The organism is Paraburkholderia sp. ZP32-5, from assembly GCF_021390495.1.
GTDB lineage: Bacteria > Pseudomonadota > Gammaproteobacteria > Burkholderiales > Burkholderiaceae > Paraburkholderia.
This window is the reverse complement of the sequence record NZ_JAJEJP010000003.1, coordinates 1,095,423-1,111,975: the sequence shown is the minus strand read 5'-3', so window position 1 is coordinate 1,111,975 and position 16,553 is coordinate 1,095,423. Positions and strand designations below refer to the sequence as shown.

Sequence of the window (16,553 nt, the reverse complement as noted above, 5' to 3'; positions counted from 1 at the left end):
ATACGATGATCAAACGGCCCCACACACGCAGCGACATCCATCGTCCGCAAGGCATCGGCGCCTCGCTGACCCGCAAGGAAGACGAACGCTTCATGCACGGGCGCGGTGAATATGTTCCCAACATTCGCATGGTCGGCATGGTTGACGTGGCATTCGTGCGCAGCCCGATTGCGCATGGCCATATCGTCGGGATCGAAAAGCCGGAAGCGCACGCGCACGCCGTCTATACGCTCGCCGATCTGGAGGGCGTGAAGCCCATCGTAGCGAACTCGGGCCTGGCGGGCTTCAAAAGCTCGCAGCAACCCGTGCTCGCGAGCGGCAAGGTGCGCCAGGTCGGCGAAACCATCGCGATGTGCGTGGCGGCGACGCGCGCCGCGGCCGAGGATATCGCCGCGCAGGTCTTCGTCGATTTCGAGGAACTGCCCGCCGTGGTCGACATGCTCGACGCGCGTCGCGAAGATTCAGCGCTGGTGCACGAGCACTGGGGCGACAACGTGTTTCTCGAAACCTTCGTCGATGCGAATCCCGACGTCGATCTCGACGCCATTCGCCGCGATGCGCCGATCCGCGTGCATCGCAAGTTGCGCACCGCGCGCCAGAGCATGGCGCCGATGGAAGGGCGCGGCGTCGTCGCGCACTGGGACCGCCGCCTGTCGCAACTGATCGTGCATACGTCCGCGCAAATGCCGCACATCACGCGCACGGGACTCGCGGAATGTCTCGGCCTCGACGAAGGCCAGGTACGCGTGATCGCCCCCGATGTCGGCGGCGGCTTCGGTTACAAGGGCATTCTGCTGCCCGAGGAAGTCTGCTGCGGCTGGCTCGCGATGCAACTGGAAAAGCCGGTGCGCTGGATCGAGGACCGCCGCGAGCAGCTCACCGCGAATGCGAATTGCCGCGAACACGATTACGACATCACCGGCTATGCGGATCGCGACGGCCGCTTGCTCGCGGTCGAATGCAATGCGCACGTGGATTCGGGCGCGTACTCGTCATATCCGTTTTCAGCGTGCCTGGAAGCGGCGCAGGTCGGCAGCATTCTGCCGGGACCGTACAAGATGGATCGATTCCGCTGCCGCACGTGGTCGGTCGCAACCAACAAGCCGCCGATTCTTCCCTATCGCGGCGTGGCGCGAACGGGAGTGTGCTATGCGATCGAAACGATCATGGATGCAATTGCGCTCGAAGCGGGTCTCGAACCTTACGAGGTACGTCTGCGCAATCTCGTGCAGCCGCACGAGATGCCCTACGACAACATCACGAAAAAGCATTTCGACAGCGGCGACTATCCCGAGGCAGTGCGCCGTGCGATGGCCGCAATCGACCTGCCCGCGGTGCGCGCGCGTCAGCGGCGCGGCGAGCCGGACGGCAGGCGCATCGGCTTCGGCATGTCGGTCTTCTGCGAGCAGGGCGCGCACGGGACGTCGGTGTATCACGGCTGGGGCATTCCGATGGTGCCGGGCTACGAGCCCGCTGTGATCCGCCTCACGCCAGACGGCGTGCTCGAAGTGCGCGCGGGCGTCCATTCGCATGGGCAGAGCATGGAGACCACGCTCGCGCAGATTGCCCACGAAGTGCTCGGCATCGACACGGACCGCGTGCGCATCGTGCTCGGCGACACGGGCGTCACGCCGTACTCCACCGGAACGTGGGGCTCGCGCTCGATCGTGATGGCGGGTGGAGCAGTCGGCCGCGCTTCGAAGGAACTCAGGGAGCGGTTGATGAAAATCGGCGCGCATCTGCTACGGGAACCCATCAGCGAAGTGCGCTGGGAAAGCGGCGCGGTGGTCGGTAAGGCGGGGCGGCGCACCTTGCGGGAGATCGCGCGCACGTGGTATCTCGCGCCGCAATTGCTGCCGCCCGACGTCGACCCGCGCGGCCTCGAAGTCTCGACGTCCTATCAGGCAAAACGCGATTCGGGCACCTTCAGCTATGCATGTCATGCCGTGGTCGTTGCGGTCGATCCGGCGCTCGGCCAGACCGAAATCCTCGATTACGCGATCGTGGAAGACGGCGGCGTGCTCATCAATCCGATGGTCGTCGATGGACAGGTTTACGGCGGCGCGGCGCAAGGTATCGGCACGGCGCTCTATGAAGCCATGCCCTATAGCGAGGACGGCCAGCCGCTCGCTTCGACGCTCGCCGACTATATTCTGCCGGGCGCGACAGAGGTGCCCGCGATTCGCATCGAACACATGGAGACGCCGGCGCCTTATACGGAGTTCGGGCAGAAGGGCATCGGCGAAAGCGGGGCGATCGGTCCGCCCGCCGCGCTCGCCAATGCCGTCAACGATGCATTGCGCGGACTCGGCGTGCGTATCGACCAGTTGCCCATCACGCCGCGTCTGATTGTCGAAGCCCTCGCGAGGCCGCGTGCGCGGCAAGCCGATACGCGCAAAGGAATGCCCGCATGAAAGCCGCTATCTACGATTATGCAAAGCCGGCAGCCTGCGATGAGGCGATCGCGCTCATCAGTCCCACGGAAGGCATGGGCAAATTCGTGGCAGGCAGCCAGTCGCTTGGACCGATGATGAACCTGCGGCTTGCGCAGCCGGAAATGCTTGTTGATCTGCGCGCCATCGCGGCGTTGCGCGCATGCTGCGTCGAAGGCGAAACCGTCACGCTCGGCGCGTGCGTCACGCATGCGGAGATCGAGGACGGCAAGGTCGAAACCGGTACGCGTGGGCTCATGGAATATGTCGCGGGCGGTATCGCCTATCGCGCGGTGCGCAATCGCGGCACGCTCGGCGGTAGTCTCGCGCATGCCGATCCCGCTGCCGACTGGATCAATACGATGTGCGCGCTCGATGCAACCTTTCTCGTCGCGGGGCCGGGTGGCGCGCGCACGATCGGCAATCGCGCGTGGATGGCGGGCGCATTCACGACCGCGCTGGAACCGGACGAGATCCTCACAGGCGTGCGCTTTGCGCGGCTCTCGCCGACGGCGCGCTGGAGCTACTACAAGGTCAACCGGAAGCCGGGCGAATTCGCGGAGGCGATTGCCGTGTTCATCGACGACGCAGCACGCGGCGTGTGCCGTGCGGTAATCGGCGCTATCGATGCGCCGCCTTACGCAATCGACGATGCCCGCGTGTTGCTGCGCGACGCCGATCCGGACACAGCGTGTTTCGATGTACATCTCGAAGCGGCGGGCATCGAAGCGGATAGCTACGAACATGAAGTGCATCGCGTCGCGCTCGTGCGCGCGGCGGCGGGCATTCGCAATCAGAACGGGAAAGCATCATGAACGGCGCATTCATCGAGACAATTGAACTCGTCGTCAATCACGTTCCCGTCGCGGACCGCGTCGAGCCGCGCACCAGCCTCGCGGATTTTCTGCGCGAGCAGCGCATGCTGTGCGGCACCAACATCGGCTGCGAGCAGGGCGTGTGCGGCGCATGCACGATCGACGTGGACGGTGTGCCGACACGCTCCTGCATCACGCCGGCGATCAGCTGCGCGAGCAGTGCGGTGCGCACCATCGAAGGCTTCGACGACGACCGGACCATGAATGAGCTGCGCGCCGCGTTCACGGCCGAGCACGCGCTGCAATGCGGTTACTGCACGGCGGGCATGCTGGTGACCGCACGGGATATCGTCACCCGCCTGCCCGACGCCGATGACGCGCGTGTGCGTCTCGAACTATCGGGCAACCTGTGCCGCTGCACCGGATATGTGGGCATCGTGCGCGCAATTCGACGAGTGCTCGATGCGCGCCTTGCGCTCACGGCCGCCCCGGCGCCGCTTGCAGTGACTGCCTGAATCATCGAATACGGACCGACGCACTATGGAAATCGAACAAAGCTTCACCGTGCCTTATCCCCGCGACGCCGTGTGGGCGCGCTTTCACGATACGCCCGGTATCGTCGCATGCCTGCCGGGTGCATCGCTCGCGACGCCCGTCGACAATGGGATGCTCAAGCTCGCAATGACCGTGAAGCTCGGGCCGATCGTCGCTTCGTTCGCAGGCGACGGTGAAATGAAGCTCGATGACGCTCAGCATTGCGGCAGCATCACCGGAACCGGCGTGGATCGCAAGAGCGCGTCTCGCGTCAAGGGCGTGGCGTCGTTCGCGCTCGGAGAGACGCAGGCGCGCGAAACGCGCGTCGACGTGAAGGTGGATTATGCGATCAGCGGCAGCCTCGCGCAGTTCTCGCGAGGCGGCATCGTGAAGGAACTGGCCACGCGTTTGACCGAGGCCTTCGCGGACAATCTCAAGGCGAAGCTGCAGGAAGCGGGCGCGGCGGCTAGCAGCGACGCTGTCCAAAGAGAGCTTGCGCCCGTCGTGCCGGAAGCCGCTGCAACGGCGTTGCCCGATCCTGAAGCCGACGTGCCCACGCCGCGTGTGGAAGCGCGGCCGGCCAACGCGCCGCTCGATGTCGGCAACCTGTTCTGGAGAATCCTGTGGTCGCGCCTGCGCGGACTCTTCAGCTTCGCAAGCCGCTGACCATGCGCGCCAACGATGCTAACGTGCTGGCCCTAAGCCGCGTGCATGCGGTCCGTCCGCAATGGCGCGGCGTCGTGGCGGCGTGCGACGCGGTGCGGCTTCCGGACTTCACGCTGCTGCACGCGGGGCCTTCGTTCGACGATCCGCGCAAGCCTTCGGTGCCCGTGCGCTCGTCGGCGGTCCTGTGCTGCCTGTACGAAGGCTGGGCGAAGGACGAAGCTCAGGCCGAACGCCTGATCGAGCAAGGCGACGTGCGCCTCGAATGTGCGCAGGCGTATGGCGTGGTGACGCCGCTCGCGGCTGTCGTTTCTCCGCGCACGATGCTCGTCGAAGTCGCGGATGCGAACGATCCCACGGCCCGCGCGTGGTCGTTGCTCGGCAGCGGCGCGGGTCCGCAAATCCGTTTCGGCAGCCGCGATGTACGCATACTCGAACGCATGAAGTGGCGTGACGCGGTGCTCGCGCCCGCGCTCGACGAAGCGCTCGCGCGAGGTCCAGTCGATCTGCTCGCACTGGCGCGAGCCGGTCTCGATAACGGCGACGACCTCCATGCGCGCACCACGGGCGCGACCGCCGCGTTGCGCGCGCTGCTCGCCTCGCGTCTGGATCATGGGGAAGTCGACGCGATGCTGGCGCAGACGCCGCTCTTTTTTCTGACGCTCTGGATGGCCGGATGCGCGCTGATGCTGTCGGCGGCCGCGAGCGATGGACACTCCGCGTCGACGCTCGTCGTGGCACTGGCGGGCAACGGAGAACGCGTGGGTATCCGGCTCGCGGGCGCCCCGTCGCGCTGGGTTACCGCCGCTGCGCACGCGCCGGAGGGGCCCCGCATCGATCCACAACAGCAGACAGCCGCCGCGTTGCTCACGGGCGACAGCGGCGTCATCGACGCGGCAGGTTTCGGTGCGCAGGCGCTCGCGTTCGCGCCGGAATCCGCGCAAGCGTTCGAGACATACCTGCCGGCGGGGTGGCGCGATCGGCAAGCGCGCATCCATACAGGTCCACATCCCGCGTTCGACGGATTGCCCGGAGTGCTGGATGCGGCGCGTGTGGTTCGGGAAGGTATCGCGCCCCTTGCCGCGATTGCAATGATCGGCGCCGACGGACACGCGGGCTTGCTGGGCCGAGGCCTTTACGCGGCCCCGCCCGAACTCTTCGCGCGCGCACTGACCACACTATCGGGTGATGCCGTATGAGCGTAGAGCCGGTTAACGATCCCGAGACGCTCGCGGCCGTCGAAGCCGTATCCGATCAATACGAGCTCGCGCTCACGACCAACGATGTTGCCGTGCTCGACACGCTCTTCTGGAACAGCACGCATACGCTGCGCTTCGGCGCGACGGAAAACCTGCATGGCTACGAGGCGATCCGCGATTTTCGTGCGCAGCGCCCGGGCAAGGGACTGATGCGCACGATCGTGAGTCGATCGGTGACGACCTTCGGGGCGGACTTCGCCGTCACGAACATTGCGTTCACGCGCGAAGGCGAGGCGCGCATCGGGCGGCAGTCGCAGACGTGGATACGGATCGACGGGCAATGGCGCGTGGTCGCGGCGCATGTCAGCTGGATGGACCCGTCGTGATGCAAAACGATCTGCTGCAGCCGGGGCTGCACGGGGCCTTCGTTGCCGACGGCTTCGATGCGTTGCCTGCCGGCGCGCGGCCGCTGTGCTCGGGCGACAAACTCGCGGGCCTGCGCATCGCGGTGAAGGACGTGTTCGATATCCGCGGGCTTCGTACGGGCAGCGGCAATATTGCATGGCGCGACGAACAGCCGGTCGCCGCCAGGACGGCGCTGGCTGTTCGCGCGTTGCTCGAAGAAGGCGCGCAATGGATCGGTAAAACGGTCACCGATGAACTGACCTACAGCCTCGCCGGCGTGAACGCGCACTATGGCACGCCCGTCAATCCCGCCGATCCCGCGCGCATTCCGGGCGGATCGTCGTCGGGATCGGTGGTGGCCGTGGCGGCGGAGCACGCGGACATCGCGCTCGGCACCGATTGCGGCGGCTCGGTGCGGTTGCCGGCGAGCTATTGCGGCGTGTGGGGCATGCGGCCCACACACGGGCGCATCGCGACGGACGGCTGTCTCACGCTTGCGCACAGCTTCGACACGGTCGGCTGGTTTGCGAGGGACGCTCGCAGGCTCGCCGATGTGTTCGAAGTGCTGGCGCGCAGCATCGTTATGGAGCGCGACGAACCGTTCGGCCTGCACGTGCCGCGCAACCTGCTTGCCTGCGTCGATGCGCCGGTGTTGGCGCGCTTCGAAGCATCGCTGCCGGCACTCGGCGACGCGGTGACGTTCGTCGAGCCCAAGGCGTCGCTTGCCGATTGGGCTCAGGCATTTCGCGTGCTGCAAGCGGCGGAAATCGCGCAACGCTATGGCGCATGGGCGCACGAGCACGCCGCGAGCCTTGGGCCCGACGTCGGCGCGCGCTTTGCGATGAGCCGGACCGTCACCCGCGAACAGGTCGCCGACGCGCAGCGCGTTCGCATAGAAGCGATCCGCGCGATGGCCGATGCGCTGCCGCAAGGCACGTACTGGCTCGTGCCGACCGTGCCCGGCATCGCGCCCCGCGCGGATGCTTCAGCGGAAGCAGTCGATCGCGCGCGCTCGCGCTCGCAGCAGATGCTGTGCGTCGCGGGCCTCGCAGGCCTGCCGCAAGTCAGCATGCCGTGGACGAGCTTCGAGGGCGCGCCCGTCGGCTTGTCGCTGATCGGCGCGCGCGGCTCGGACGAAGGTGTGCTGCGCGCCGCACGCGCGGTGCACGAAGCCATGCGGTAGTCTCGCCGGGACGTTGCCTGGCGATGGATGAGCAAAGCGGTTCTCCGATTGAAGCACACCAAAAGGAACGTCGATGACGAAGCACTTGAGCGAAGCGCAGGTTGCGCATTTCAAACAGCACGGCTATGTCTACCCGATGCGCGCGATCAGCGCGGAAGAGGCCGCGGAATATCGACGCATCGTCGAGCAATACGAGGCGTCTTCCGGCGAGGACGTCAACAAGACGCTGAAAATCAAGGGTCATCTGGCGCTGCCCGCTATCGTCGAGCTCGCGCGTCATCCCGTCATTCTCGATGCTGTCGAAGATCTCATTGGGCCGGACATCATGCTGTTCGGCGCGTCCATTTTCGCGAAGAACGGACGCGATCCGCGTTATGTGTCGTGGCATCAGGACTCGACCTATTTTGGGCTCACGCCGCATGAGGAAGTGACGGTGTGGGTCGCGCTCACACCCGCGAATTCGATCAACGGTGTGCTGCGCGTGCTGCCCGGTTCACACAGCGGCCCTGATCTGAAGCACGTCGAAACCTACGCAAAGGACAACATGCTCGCGAAAGGGCAGACGCTTGTCGGTATCGACGAGAACCTCGCCGTCGAAATGCCGCTGCAGCCGGGTGAATTTTCGATGCATCACGAACGCACCGCGCACAGTTCGTTGCCGAATCGTTCGGATGACCGACGTATCGGCTTCGCATTCTTCTACGTGCCGGCGCATGTCCGCTCGGCCTCGGGCCGGCGTCGCGCGACGCTCGTGCGCGGCGTCGACCGCTTTGATCACTGGGACGCCGACACGCTGCCCGAATACGATTGCGATCCGCGCTCGATGAGCGAACTCGCGCAAACGTGGGGCAAATATAAGGACGGTGAAGTGAAGCAGGCAGCGGACATGGCCGCACCGCAATGAATGACGCCGCCCTGAATCGCAACGCTCGACACGCTGCGATTCAGGGTTCGCCTCAGGCGAGCTTCGAGGTCTCGCTGCAGTCGTCGGCCGTCTGATGCGGCGCGCGAAAACGTGCAAGAAACTGCCGCGCGCGCGGCGTTTGCGGCGCGCTGAAGAACTGCTCGGGCGGCGCTGTCTCGACGATCTGGCCCGCATCCATGAACACGATCCGGCTTGCTACCTGGCGTGCGAACTCCATCTCGTGCGTGACGATCACCATCGTCGCTCCCTCTTGCGCGAGCGAACGCATTACGTGCAGCACTTCGCCGACGAGCATCGGGTCGAGCGCGCTGGTGGGTTCGTCGAACAGCAGGATGTCGGGCTTTATCGCGAGCGCGCGCGCGATGCCCACGCGCTGTTTCTGCCCGCCCGACAGCCGCGACGGGAACGCATCCATCTTGCCCGCGAGACCGACGCGCTCCAGCAGCCGTTGCGCTTCCGCACTCACTTCGTCGCGCGATCGACCGAGAACATGCAAAGGCGCTTCCATCACGTTCTGCAGCACCGTCAGATGCGGCCACAGCGCGAAGTGTTGAAACACCATGCCGATGCGCGCACGCGAACGCGCGAGTTCGGCGTCGCTCATCTTGATGGACGAGCCTTCGCGCACGCCCATGCGCCGGTTTGACACATGGACCGTGCCCGCGTCGGGAATTTCAAGCCAGTTCACACAGCGCAGCAGCGTCGACTTGCCGCAACCCGAAGGTCCGAGCAGGCACACGGTCTCGCCCTTGTGCACGGTGAGCGACACGTCGCGCAGCACTTTATTCTCGCCGAACGACTTCGAGATACCGTTGAGTTGCAGGACTGTTTCGGTGCCCGGCCGCGCCGCTTCGCCGGAAAGGCTGGACGATGGCCCGGCTGCATCGGCTGCGCGCATGATGGTGGGCGGGACGTCGTTCGAAATGTTCATGCTCTGCGTTCCTCGGCAAATCTCGAGAGTAAGCTGCTGCCGCTTTCGATCACGAGGCAGATGGCCCAGTACAGCAGCACAGCCGTGACGAACGCGGCAAACGGAATGAAATAGGTTGCCTGAATGCCGTTCATCTGATGCGTGAGTTCGCCGACTGCGATGACCGTGAGGAACGCGCTGTCCTTGACGATCTGCACGAGCTGATTGCCGATCATCGGCAAGGCGACCGTGAAGACCTGCGGCAGGATGATCCGGCGAACCAGACTGAAGCCATGAAAGCCATAGGCACGCGCGGCTTCGATCATCGGCGTGGGCAGACCGGCCCACGCACCGCGTAATAGCTCGGCCATGTAGGCGGCGTTGTAGAGAATCAGCGCGATGGCGCCGGCCCACCAGTTCGACAGACGAATGCCCGCCGTGGGGAGGCCGAAATAGATCAGATAGACGAACAGCAGGAAGGGCGCGCAGCGCATCGCGTCGACATAGAGCATCGCGAGCCGCGCGATTGCCGGGCGTTTCGACATCAACGCGGGCGTCAGCAGCGCGCCGAGCACGAGCGAGGCGACCGCCGCCACCGCAAGCATACCGAGTGTGTCGAGCAGGCCGGACAGCACGTCCGCGCGCTGTTGCCAGACGATCAGGAAGTCCTCCGTCATGTGCGAGCCTCCACGGGTTGGCGGCGCTCGATGATGCGTTGAGCCTTGACGAGCACGAACACGATCAGCCCGTAAAGCACGAGCGCAAAAACGAAGGGCGGTAATGGATCATAGGTGCGGGCGCCGACGCGCAAAGCCGCGCGCGTGATCTCGACGATGCCGATCACGGCGACTGCGGGCGTCGACTTGATCTGCAAGGTCATTTCGTTGACGAGGCCCGGCAGGCTTGCACGCCAGATCTGTGGCATCACGATGCGGCGAAAGCGCACTGTCCGCGGCATCGCGAAGGCGAGCGCCGCGTCATATTGATCGCGCGGAAAGTTGATCAGGGCCGCGCGCCATATCTCGCAGTTGAATGCGGCGGTGCTGATGGTGAGTGCGAGTATCGCGGCCGGTGTCGGATCGAGCGAGATGCCGAACTGCGGCAGCGCAAAAAAGATCAGCAGCGTGAGCGTCACGGCCGGACATGAGCGGATGAGGCTCACATAGCCGACGACGATGCGGTTCAGGAACGGCACGCGTGCCCAGCGGATCAGTGCGAGGCCGAGCCCCAGCGGGACACCGAGCACGATGCTGACGACCGAAAGAACCACGGTCGCCAGCGCGCCCTGAGCGATGCTCCAATAGTCGAAGGCGTTCATCGATGCGGGAGATCACGAAGACGTCAGTTGACCGACGGCGGCATGTCCTTGTAGCTCGCACCGAGCCACTTCTGTTGAAGCTGGTACATCTCGCCGCTCTTGCGCAGTTCGAGCAGCGCGGCATCGACCATCTTCAACACGTCGGTGTTGCCCTTTTTCACGGCCCACGCGATATAGGTCGGCTTGCCGATCGCCTGACCGACGGTGAACACATCCGGCCGGGTCCTGGCCAGCGAGTTCAGACTGATCTGCGTGTTGGCGACAGCGTCAACCCGACCGACGCCGAGATCCTGATAGGCCTCCGGATACGACTGGTATTCGATGATCTGCTTGATGCCATTTCCGCCATGCTTCTTCTTCAGCTGTTCGTCGAAGAGCTTCAGGTCCGCGAGCATGGCGCTGCCTGTTTCTGCGCCGACTACCTTGCCGACGAGATCGTCCGGGGTCTTGATCGGCGACCCTTTTTTCGTTGCATAGAACGTGATGGCTTCGCAGGTCGGGGAGGCGAAGTCAAAGGTCTTCTTGCGTTCTTCGGTGACGAGCACGGCGGTGAGCGCCATGTCGTACTTGCCGGTGGTCACACCGGGCAAAATGCCGGACCACGGCATGATCTGCTGTTTCACGTCGACGCCGATCTTTTTGCGCACCAGCGCGAGGAGGTCGTTGTCATAGCCCGTGTTCTTGCCGTCAGCCACGAACTCGAACGGGTTGTAGTCGTCCTCGGTTGCGACGCTCAGATAGCCGCGTGCCTTGATTTCTTCGGTGCTGGCAGCGTGCGCCGCGTGAACGATGCCGAAGGTGGCGACGAGCGCAAATGCACATGTGCGCAGGAACGTGACGGCGGTGCGCTGTTTCGACTGAGCAGAATCGCGGCGAGTGAGACGGACGGACATGAAGAGCCCCTTTGATAGTGGTAGCAACCGCGCGCGCAACGCTTCTTGCGCACCCGATCAGCGAAGATGAGCGATCGAATCGCAAATTTGTTTGGATACTGACGATTCTGCCTTTGAATATGCAAGGGGTATGCCAACGATCTGTTTCTCCGCGAGCGACGGATGCAGCGGGGCATAAGGTCAAAAAAGGGTGTTGCCGCAAAAATACGTGGTGCACCACGCATGTTTTAAAAGCCTTGTATTCGTGCATCGGCGCACCGAGTTGCGACATACGATACGGGCAATCCTCGGATTGCTTACCGAAAGGCAGATCCGCACGGAATTCAGCGGGTGGGATCATCGTCCGGAGGGAAATGCGACGTATGCTGACGAACATCGCGCGCAGCGCATCGACGATCAGCATGCAAAGCAAACGGAACGCTCAGCACATGGACGCTTTAACGACAACTGGCCTTGCCGACGACAACGACACGGAGCCGGTACTCAAATGGCGCGACACGGCGCTCAGTCAACGGCCAGGCTTTCTGATCCGGCGGCTGCATCAGATTCACGTGGCTCTCTTCATGGAGGAGTGCGCGGCCGAAGGCATTACGCCGGTGCAATACAGCATTCTCACGGCGCTCGAGCAGTTGGGACCTTCGGAGCAGGTCGTGCTGTCGCGCGCCGTGGGGTTGGATCGCGCGAACACGGCGGATGTGATCGCGCGGTTGGCGCAGCGGCGCTTCGTGCAGAGCCGTGTGTCGCGCACGGATCGGAGGAAGAAGATCGCGGAGTTGACTGGCGTGGGACATGCGCTGCTCGCACGGCTGGAGTCACCCGTCGCGCGAGCGCACGAGCGAACCATTGCCGCGCTGCCAGTCGAGGAGCGCAAGACGTTTCTCAGGCAACTGCTGCTAGTCCAAAAGAGCAACGAACTTAGCCGCACGCCCGTTGTGAGCCTGACCGATGGCTGATACCGATAGCCGGAGTTGTCACGTTGCCGGGCTGATCGCGTAACACGCGGCGATAAAAACTCTTCTCGCGGATTTCCGATCAGCAGACGCATTCTGCAAGCGGACCAGGCATCGGTCTCTCGCTGGCGAAGCAGCTCGCAGAGATGCAGGGTGGCAGCATCACCGCCGAGAGCGAGGTTGCCGGCCGGGGAAGTACCTTCACTGTTCGCCCGGCGGTGGCTGCCACTGATCCGCCAGGTGAGCTCCCAGTCGCAGCACAGTTGCACGTGGTCTCGCCCGGTCGCCCTCTGCGAGTGCCCGCCGCGAACAGGGTGTCTGCATTGGTTTGCTACGGTCATTGGGATGCACCCTGCTAAACTCGTTCCGATCGGTCTTTCAGTAAGTCAATCATGAAGAGTAGTTCAAAAGGCGGCCTGGTCTATTCGACCGATGGCGGACGGATGTGTCCCGAGTGTAGACGCGCGCTCGCGGAGTGTGCGTGCAAAATGGTCGCCAAGGCGGAAACGGCAGGTGATGGCGCGGTACGGGTAACCCGTGTGACCAAGGGCCGCGGCGGGAAAAGCGTGACGATCGTTAAAGGGCTGACGCTCGATCCTGTTGACTTGGCGTTGCTCGGGAAGCGGTTGCGTACGGTCTGTGGTTCCGGCGGCACGATCAAGAATGGCGTGATTGAAGTACAGGGGGACCATTGCGAGCAGATCATCGAAGTGCTCAGAAAAGACGGCCACGCTGCGAAGCGGGCCGGAGGTTGATCGCGCGAACAGGTGATGGACCGCGTGCGGCCCGGAACGGTCCTCCGGTGGCTCTCAAGCTTGCATCCAATGTCGGTTTGTGACCGTCAAGCGGTCGACCGTGCGCGCCGACATTCACGTGGCTTCGACTGTCACGTCATCGCCAACGATGACGGCAATTTCGATCCGCATAGCCTTGGGCAAGACATCCCCACGCCAAGCTTCGATGTCAGTCGCGCGCGGACGGGCGCCCGTTTGCGGCGCTTGAGGAATTCCCCGTGGTGGACGCGCGCGAAGGCTGCTTCTTGAACGCGGCGTAGACAATGCGGCCGAGGCCTTCTCCGGGCCGTTCGACGTAACGTCGCGAGAGCGCTGCCACGACGATCGTCGTGCAAAGCGTGACAACTGTGAGAACGACCAGAGACGCCAACGGATGCGCGCGTACCTGTGCGGTTCCGAAAGCGTCGACGACTAGCGGGGTCAACGCGAAAAGAATAGGGAAATGCAGTACATAGACGCTGTAGGAGATGTCACCAACAAATGCGAACGGCCTGGTTTCAATTGCCCGCATCGACCTTCGGCTTTCGTACAGGCAATATACAGCGACGAACGAGACTAGCATCTCGATGTTCTCGGCGGCTTTCATATCTATGCCGAGCCGGTCCGCCGCCATTTTCGATAACAGCAGCGCAATCAATGCGAGAGCAGCCATGGTGCGGTATGGAGCATCGCCCGCGCGCGGCAGGAAAGGGATGGCGGCGCCGAGGCCGAAGGCTAACGCATAATGAACACAAAACACTCTTGGGATAGGCGCCAGAGCCAACAGCGAAACACAGGCGACCAACGTCAACCTCTTGCGTGGATTTCGGGCGAGCAGATAGAAGACTGGAAATACGAGCGAGTAAAACAACTCGACACGCAAGGTCCAGAGCGGTCCGTTCAGGTGTACGTAGAGGCCCAGCATGGAAAGCACGATGTGCTCCGGGGTGGGCGTAGACGGATAAGCTTGCGTTGCTGCCCACGCGCTATAGAGGCCGGAGTCAAACGCCTGTGGTGATCGGATCAAATGCCAGAGGCATAGCGTGAGCACGATGGAAGCCCATAAGGCCGGATAGATCCTGAAAAAGCGCCGCACGTAAAATTTTTTGATCGAAGGCGCTTGTTGCGTTGGACCATTTGACAGCGACACGGCGAGCACGCATGCGCTTAATACGAAAAACATCTGAACGGCGCCCGATCCATTGAACAATCCGCCAATAAATTGAAACGAAGATAGAAGTGAAGGGTCTCTGGCAAATAGGCGCGGCCAGTCAAGGATGTTCCATACGTGCGCCATTACAACGATCAAGCATGCGATACCGCGCAACGAAGTGAACGCTTCGATATTTCTGCCTGGGGGTGCTGGACGCACTGACATGTCGGTAGTCATGGCCACGGCTTGGCCTCCGGGCGGCATGTCCATGTTCTAAGTGTTTGCAGGCACCGGCCGCCAGGAAATCGAAAAGATCTCGCCTAAGAATAAGTCGATGGTGGGACGCGAAAGCCGGTTCGTCGAAAACACTCTACTGATTGGCGCGATCCAACCGGCAGTGTTATTCAGCGATGAAGGCTGTTCGCGAAGTTCTGTTTTTTGTCGTGAAGGACCTGACCGGCCGTAATGGGGCGGTGCCCTTTTGCATGCGGCGCGCAACCGCACCGATCGCCACGCTCGGTCTGGGGACGCAGTGTCATATGATTTTGGTCCGCACGGCGTGTGGGCGATGCCTACGGAGGCGACTCATCCGATACTGAGGTGGCAACTCGAACCCTGAGGGAGACCGGGCACCGGTGCGTCAAGCCGGTAAGGTGCGGCATAAACGGGGGAGCGGGCGCATCGAGTGAGCGGACGACCTTCACGCAGTGGCGCCTGGATCGGAGAGCGTCCGCGCTGAAGCTGTGCCCCCACTGCATGACCCAGCCGAGCGGCAGAAATTAGCCGCCTTCGGCCGCGCGCCCCGCAAGAAAGCAAAACCATTTGCTAACCGGCGAGATGTTGAATGCACCTTTGACTGCACGCAAACACGCGTTATCGGTGTTCGCACGGCTGACGTCCAGAAAGCGCGCAGGGCAGGTGTCACCGACTCGCGCGACAGAAACCGTGCCAACCTCAAAATCATCGGTGTCCCACTACGAAGCTACGAAACCACCGCCATGATCCGCCGCATCATCAACGCGAATGACGTTGTTTTTCCACCTCACCCCCACACCGCCGCCATCCTCAACTCTCCCCTGGCGACCACTGCCACACCGTCGCCCCCCACGCACTTCCCTCAATGACCGGCATGATCTCGCCAACATTGAAGTACCGTCGACTCCCTTTCTTCGCCGGCGTCTGCCACCAGCCCGCCTCCGGGCACGGGCTACCGCCGGCAACATTCTGCCGAGTGCGTTCATGCCTGTCCGGTTGAGGAACGATCGCCGGAATCTCCCGCAACGCCGGCGCATCCGGCAGATCAAATCGAGCGACCCACGCGCGCGCATTCTTCGCGTCCGCACTCGGCAAATCCGGAATATGAGTGTGCAGCGCATCGGGTTTCGGGTCGCGCAGCACACGCAGCACGCCGTTCACAAAAACGTAGGGCTCCGGCAGGCCCTCTTCGGGAGCGCCGAGGCGAGGGAACTCGCCAGCCCGAATCAACAGGCACGCATTGACGCGTTCGACGCCGATATCCGCGCGATCGAGCCTGGCCCGAATCGCGGCCTCGCCGCCGAGGCGTTCGATAAACAGTTCGCCGAGTATCGTGTACCAGTTCACACCTTTGATGAACCCCCAGCGGCCCACCTTGGCGCCCGGGCGCAGGTCTTCGTACACGGCCGTCATGTCGTCGGTCGATTCGCCCTCGTAAGAGACCGGGTCATATTCACGGCTTTGCAGGTGCGCGGTGCTGTCGATTTCCAGCCCGCTGAAGCGTGACGCGAGCGCCCATTCCTGCGGCATGTAGCGGTGATAGCTGAACGCGAGGACCGGAGCAAGTCCGCCGTATCCGCCTCGCACCACGAGCTTCTCGCATACGAAGCGCAGGAATGTCTCGTATTGCGCGAGCCCCTCGTCGGTCGTGACGAGCTCCATCGGCACATTGAATTTCAGCAACGACAGACCCGACTCTTTGCCCTTCGGCACTCTCAGACGCCCGGTTGGCGACACGTAGTCCTGCGGTATCGCGATGCCGGTCAACGTCTGGATGTTGTAGTCCGCGGCCGTGTCCTGATCGGTTGCGCTCGAACGCAACACGCTGACCTGCGAATACGACGGCGTATCGGTGATCGCCCGGCGGATTTTCTCCACGCCCGCGGCGTTGCGCTTCGAGAATTTCCCGAGGTCCGCATCCTTGCCGCCCTTCAGATGTTCGCCGAACAGTTCGTCGAACCGGTCGAAGCAGGCAAGGATTGCTTGCCGCACTTCGGGCTGTGAGCCGCGTTCGAAAAACACGGTGCCTATGACCCCCGGCACCACACCCATGCGATTGTCGGCCAGCCGGACTCCCAGGTCTTCGCGGTAGCGGGACAGTGCCTGTAGCGGAGTCAGCACGGGAGTGGAATCGCGAAGAGTCAT

At 63.3% G+C, this 16,553-nt stretch carries 17 protein-coding genes; 11 read left to right on the top strand and 6 right to left on the bottom strand.

The window, feature by feature from the left end; all coding sequences use genetic code 11:
* The first annotated feature begins 5 nt into the window (after positions 1-5).
* The 8 genes from L0U82_RS37485 to L0U82_RS37450 all read left to right on the top strand — a co-directional run bounded on the left by L0U82_RS37485 (position 6) and on the right by L0U82_RS37450 (position 8,135).
* Positions 6-2,414 (top strand): xanthine dehydrogenase family protein molybdopterin-binding subunit, encoded by a 2,409-nt coding sequence (locus L0U82_RS37485; protein ID WP_233838879.1) that lies wholly within the window; start codon positions 6-8, stop codon positions 2,412-2,414.
* Positions 2,411-3,247: an FAD binding domain-containing protein gene (locus tag L0U82_RS37480; protein ID WP_233838878.1), complete on the top strand. Its 837-nt coding sequence runs from the start codon at positions 2,411-2,413 to the stop codon at positions 3,245-3,247. The genes L0U82_RS37485 and L0U82_RS37480 overlap by 4 nt, the downstream gene beginning before the upstream one ends.
* Positions 3,244-3,762, top strand: coding sequence for a (2Fe-2S)-binding protein (locus L0U82_RS37475; protein WP_233838877.1), 519 nt, complete (start codon positions 3,244-3,246; stop codon positions 3,760-3,762). The genes L0U82_RS37480 and L0U82_RS37475 overlap by 4 nt, the downstream gene beginning before the upstream one ends.
* A 25-nt stretch (positions 3,763-3,787) precedes the next feature.
* A complete protein-coding gene (locus L0U82_RS37470) occupies positions 3,788-4,447 on the top strand; it encodes an SRPBCC family protein (RefSeq protein WP_233838876.1) in 660 nt (219 codons plus the stop codon).
* Between the two features lie 2 nt (positions 4,448-4,449).
* Positions 4,450-5,643: a DUF1116 domain-containing protein gene (locus tag L0U82_RS37465; RefSeq protein ID WP_233838875.1), complete on the top strand. Its 1,194-nt coding sequence runs from the start codon at positions 4,450-4,452 to the stop codon at positions 5,641-5,643.
* Entirely contained in the window at positions 5,640-6,029 is a 390-nt protein-coding gene (gene hpxZ / locus L0U82_RS37460) for an oxalurate catabolism protein HpxZ (RefSeq protein ID WP_233838874.1), read from the top strand. The genes L0U82_RS37465 and hpxZ overlap by 4 nt, the downstream gene beginning before the upstream one ends.
* Entirely contained in the window at positions 6,029-7,231 is a 1,203-nt protein-coding gene (locus tag L0U82_RS37455) for an amidase (RefSeq protein ID WP_233838873.1), read from the top strand. Before hpxZ ends, L0U82_RS37455 begins: the two co-directional genes overlap by 1 nt.
* A 73-nt stretch (positions 7,232-7,304) precedes the next feature.
* On the top strand, positions 7,305-8,135 hold the full coding sequence (locus L0U82_RS37450; RefSeq protein ID WP_233838872.1) for a phytanoyl-CoA dioxygenase family protein: 831 nt from the start codon (positions 7,305-7,307) through the stop codon (positions 8,133-8,135).
* A gap of 52 nt (positions 8,136-8,187) precedes the next feature.
* Here L0U82_RS37450 and L0U82_RS37445 read toward each other — a convergent pair whose 3' ends face one another.
* Genes L0U82_RS37445 through L0U82_RS37430 form a run of 4 tightly spaced genes read right to left on the bottom strand, consistent with a single transcriptional unit; the run spans position 8,188 to position 11,277 of the window.
* Positions 8,188-9,087, bottom strand: coding sequence for an amino acid ABC transporter ATP-binding protein (locus tag L0U82_RS37445; protein ID WP_233838871.1), 900 nt, complete (start codon positions 9,085-9,087; stop codon positions 8,188-8,190).
* Entirely contained in the window at positions 9,084-9,743 is a 660-nt protein-coding gene (locus L0U82_RS37440) for an amino acid ABC transporter permease (RefSeq protein WP_233838870.1), read from the bottom strand. The genes L0U82_RS37445 and L0U82_RS37440 overlap by 4 nt, the downstream gene beginning before the upstream one ends.
* Complete coding sequence (locus tag L0U82_RS37435; protein WP_147238241.1) at positions 9,740-10,384, bottom strand: amino acid ABC transporter permease; 645 nt, start codon at positions 10,382-10,384, stop codon at positions 9,740-9,742. Before L0U82_RS37435 ends, L0U82_RS37440 begins: the two co-directional genes overlap by 4 nt.
* A 23-nt stretch (positions 10,385-10,407) precedes the next feature.
* The gene (locus L0U82_RS37430; RefSeq protein WP_233838869.1) at positions 10,408-11,277 is read right to left on the bottom strand and encodes a transporter substrate-binding domain-containing protein; all 870 of its coding nucleotides are present in this window, start codon (positions 11,275-11,277) and stop codon (positions 10,408-10,410) included.
* Positions 11,278-11,639: 362 nt separating this feature from the next.
* Between L0U82_RS37430 and L0U82_RS37425 the strand changes: the two genes are divergently transcribed.
* From L0U82_RS37425 to L0U82_RS37415, 3 genes are all read left to right on the top strand, one after another.
* On the top strand, positions 11,640-12,230 hold the full coding sequence (locus tag L0U82_RS37425; protein WP_233838868.1) for a MarR family winged helix-turn-helix transcriptional regulator: 591 nt from the start codon (positions 11,640-11,642) through the stop codon (positions 12,228-12,230).
* Between the two features lie 71 nt (positions 12,231-12,301).
* Complete coding sequence (locus tag L0U82_RS37420; RefSeq protein WP_326489810.1) at positions 12,302-12,586, top strand: ATP-binding protein; 285 nt, start codon at positions 12,302-12,304, stop codon at positions 12,584-12,586.
* Positions 12,587-12,619: 33 nt separating this feature from the next.
* The gene (locus L0U82_RS37415; protein ID WP_233838867.1) at positions 12,620-12,982 is read left to right on the top strand and encodes a translation initiation factor Sui1; all 363 of its coding nucleotides are present in this window, start codon (positions 12,620-12,622) and stop codon (positions 12,980-12,982) included.
* A 208-nt stretch (positions 12,983-13,190) separates the two neighbouring features.
* On the opposite strand, the gene L0U82_RS37410 is transcribed toward L0U82_RS37415, so the two are convergent.
* Entirely contained in the window at positions 13,191-14,390 is a 1,200-nt protein-coding gene (locus tag L0U82_RS37410) for an acyltransferase family protein (RefSeq protein ID WP_233838866.1), read from the bottom strand.
* An 828-nt stretch (positions 14,391-15,218) separates the two neighbouring features.
* Entirely contained in the window at positions 15,219-16,553 is a 1,335-nt protein-coding gene (locus tag L0U82_RS37405; protein WP_233838865.1) for a type VI immunity family protein, read from the bottom strand.